The sequence below is a fragment of the Dyadobacter sp. genome, assembly GCF_051859145.1.
Classification (GTDB): domain Bacteria; phylum Bacteroidota; class Bacteroidia; order Cytophagales; family Spirosomataceae; genus Dyadobacter.
The window spans coordinates 1-2989 of record NZ_JBHYGF010000458.1 but is presented as its reverse complement, the minus strand read 5'-3'; the positions used below and the strand labels follow the sequence as shown (position 1 = coordinate 2989).

Below are 2989 nucleotides of genomic sequence, written 5' to 3'. Positions count from 1 at the left end.
ATGAATGTCCCTGTTTTTTCAGAGTCTCCGATTACCCTTGTAGCATAAAGCGGCTTGCCTTCACTGAACTCCTGCTCGAATATTTTTCCCTCGCGGTGAACCTCCGCGCGGAGATGTATAGAAAGTGCATTTACGCAGGAAACCCCTACCCCGTGCAAACCTCCCGAAACCTTGTATGTGTCTTTATCAAATTTACCACCGGCGTGGAGCACAGTCAGTACAACTTCAAGCGCAGACCGTTTCTCTTTGGGGTGCATTCCCGTGGGGATACCCCGACCGTTATCCTGTACTGTAATAGAATTATTCTTTTCTATCGTTACATTGATAGTGTCGCAATAGCCGGCCATTGCCTCATCAATGGAGTTGTCAACAACCTCCCAAATCAAATGGTGAACTCCCTTAAAACCAGTGTCACCGATATACATCGCCGGACGTTTGCGGACGGCTTCTAAACCTTCTAAAACCTGGATATTTTCAGCTGAATAACTGTTTACTTCAAGCACTGTTTCGTTTGACATATAGTTTGTTTTTCACTTGGATAAAAAGAACCATTTTCAGGCTTTTTAAGCATGTAAAGATACGTTTTTTTTCGGAGGAACCCAGCCTTCGGGAACGATTTGTTGCGCCGGGATGAGGCAAGTGGAAATATTAATTAACCAATATTCGGAATGGGCAATCCAACGGTAAAATAATGCGGGAGAAAGGTATTTTGCAGCTATTGCACGGCAATGCGGCTGGTGGTGACAAGAAGCGCTTTGTCCAGGCGGGTAAATGTTTTTTCGCCATTGCCACTAACATCGAGAATGCCCGCGTCATAGCTCCCCGGCGCCAGATCGTCAATTCGGAAAAGTACTTTAAAGCCGGGTTTGTAGTAGTTTCCGGCGGTCAAAATCTCCCTTCTTGCCTCCACTTTGGGATTGGCATTTACCAGGTGAACCTGTCCGCGGGCGCGATCCTTCAAAACCATAAAACGATCGCCCGTCAATCCCTTCCGTTCGGGAGATAGAATGCTTGAAACGAAGTAAAACGTGAGCAGCTCGGTCGTGTCGCGGCTGCGGCGGTCTACCTTCCACTCCTCCACATACACGCCGTGATCTGCCGTGGCCAAAGGCTGCGCAGCAAACATCGAATCCAGCTGCGCCTTCTCGACAACAGGCTGCGGAATCCTGAAAAACCCTTTCTGATAAGCTGTCGTAAGATAAAAATCGGCATTCCGGAGAATAGACTTTTCCACCGAAAACATATTGTGGTTGGTTTTCCAATTGTAAACATCTGCCAGGTAAACCGTTTTTTGAGCGGCGATCATCTCCGTGAACTTATAATAGGAATAAATCCAGTAGAAGATACTCAATCCGATCAGAATGGAAACTACCCGCGTACGCCGGAAAAATGGGGTATAACCAAGCAACAACAAGTAGAAGATAACTGTGGCCAGCGAAGCATAAATCTGAAAACGGCTCGCAATCGTGCTGCCCGCCCAGGACCGGAATAAGGCTACCACAAAGCTTGTAATGAAGATAAATGCAAAAAGGGAGATCAGCTCCACCGTACCCGGCTTGATAACAACCTGCTTGCCATAATACGTTTGCGCAATTTTAACCACGATGAAAACAACAAAGGCGACGATTACAACCCCCCATATCGCCGACCAAAGCTCCGGAGCCCACCAAAGCGACATACTTGAACCCACAAAACCGAACAGCGAAGCAAGGAAGCTGATTATGCTGGTGGGAAGCCTGCCAGCCTGTCCCGACTCGTAGCCAATAATGTAAATCAAAAAACAACCGATCATGAACAGCGCTGTCAGGATAGCGCCTCTGAAATCTTTGACACACAAAAAGTAAAAGATGATCGCGGGGAAAGAAAGTATCCCATTACCATGCGTAAATGTGGCCAGGAAACAGCAGAACATCGCCCCAACAAAGGCGCCGTTGGTTCGTCGCGAAACAAGCATAATTGCCGTAACAGTGAATGCAGTCAGAAAGGAATGCTGCAACCCGGTTAGCGCCCAGTTCGATATCTCGTGGTACAGTGGTTGAAAAAACAGGAATGCAGCAGGCAGAAAGTACCAGAGCGGCAAGTTCAGCTTACGGAATTGCAGGTACAGAAAGTAGAAGATGTAACAAACATTGACCGAGACGATCACAATGTAAGCGCGGTAATCGAGGTACCCCGTCAAATGATAGTTGACCAGCGATACAAACCGCGGTACTGCCGCTTTATGATCGTTAAAGGTCCTGAAAAGCTCCCTGATAACTTCTGAAACACCTGACCCGCCTTGTGAGATGGTATCTATAAACTGGATCAGGAGAAAATCGTCCTGATATGGAAAATTGACGGAGTAGTAGAAGTTGTAAACGAAATAGATCAGGGCAACAAAAACGATCATAATGCCCGCCAAAAATCGCTGCATAAGTTTAACTTAATAGATGAGAGGTGGGCAGCTATCGACCGGTTTTACAACCTGGCTGCGTAAGGCAAATCTAAAAACTTAAACTATTTAATCTTAATCTTTCGGGCAAATCTTAGTCAACAGTATCATATACAGGCTTTAAACACAGAAAGCGGACAGGTGCCGCTTTCTGTGTTTACATTTCACATTCGATTACATCTTCTCCATCGGGTGTTCCTTCAAAAGCTGGTCAGGTGAGTAGAAATCCTTCTTACTCTCGGTAGCAGCACGTACCTGTTTCACCTTCTCCGGCGAAATGGCAGGGCCTTTATTGCCAAATGAATTTCTTACAAAAGTGAGCACAGCAGCCATTTCATCGTCTTTCAGAAGACCGCCAAATGGTGTCATCGGCACTTGTCCAGGGTATTTCTGTCCGTTCACTTCAATGGGCCCGAGCAAACCTTTCAATGCGAGCTTGATCAGCCGCTCGTCGCTTCCAAGTACCCATTTGGTGTTGGTCAGCGGAGGGAAGCCTGCCGCAGCCAGCCCCTTTCCGTCAGGCTGGTGGCAGGTTGCGCAGTAGCCTTCTTTGGCATA

3 protein-coding genes are annotated in these 2989 nt (G+C 47.1%); all 3 read right to left on the bottom strand.

Annotated elements, in window-relative coordinates; all coding sequences use genetic code 11:
* Nucleotides 1-518, bottom strand: a 518-nt coding sequence (locus ACTIE6_RS21850) for an ATP-binding protein (RefSeq protein WP_439558653.1), incomplete at its 3' end; no start/stop codon positions are given.
* 197 nt (nucleotides 519-715) lie between these two features.
* The gene (locus ACTIE6_RS21845; protein WP_439558652.1) at nucleotides 716-2413 is read right to left on the bottom strand and encodes a hypothetical protein; all 1698 of its coding nucleotides are present in this window, start codon (nucleotides 2411-2413) and stop codon (nucleotides 716-718) included.
* A gap of 192 nt (nucleotides 2414-2605) precedes the next feature.
* On the bottom strand, nucleotides 2606-2989 hold a 384-nt coding region (locus ACTIE6_RS21840), incomplete at its 5' end, for a c-type cytochrome (protein ID WP_439558651.1).

Coding starts and splice junctions, on each gene's coding strand:
- ACTIE6_RS21845 (WP_439558652.1), bottom strand. CDS start 2,413: ATGCAGCGATTTTTGGCGGGCATTATGATCGTTTTTGTTGCCCTGATC.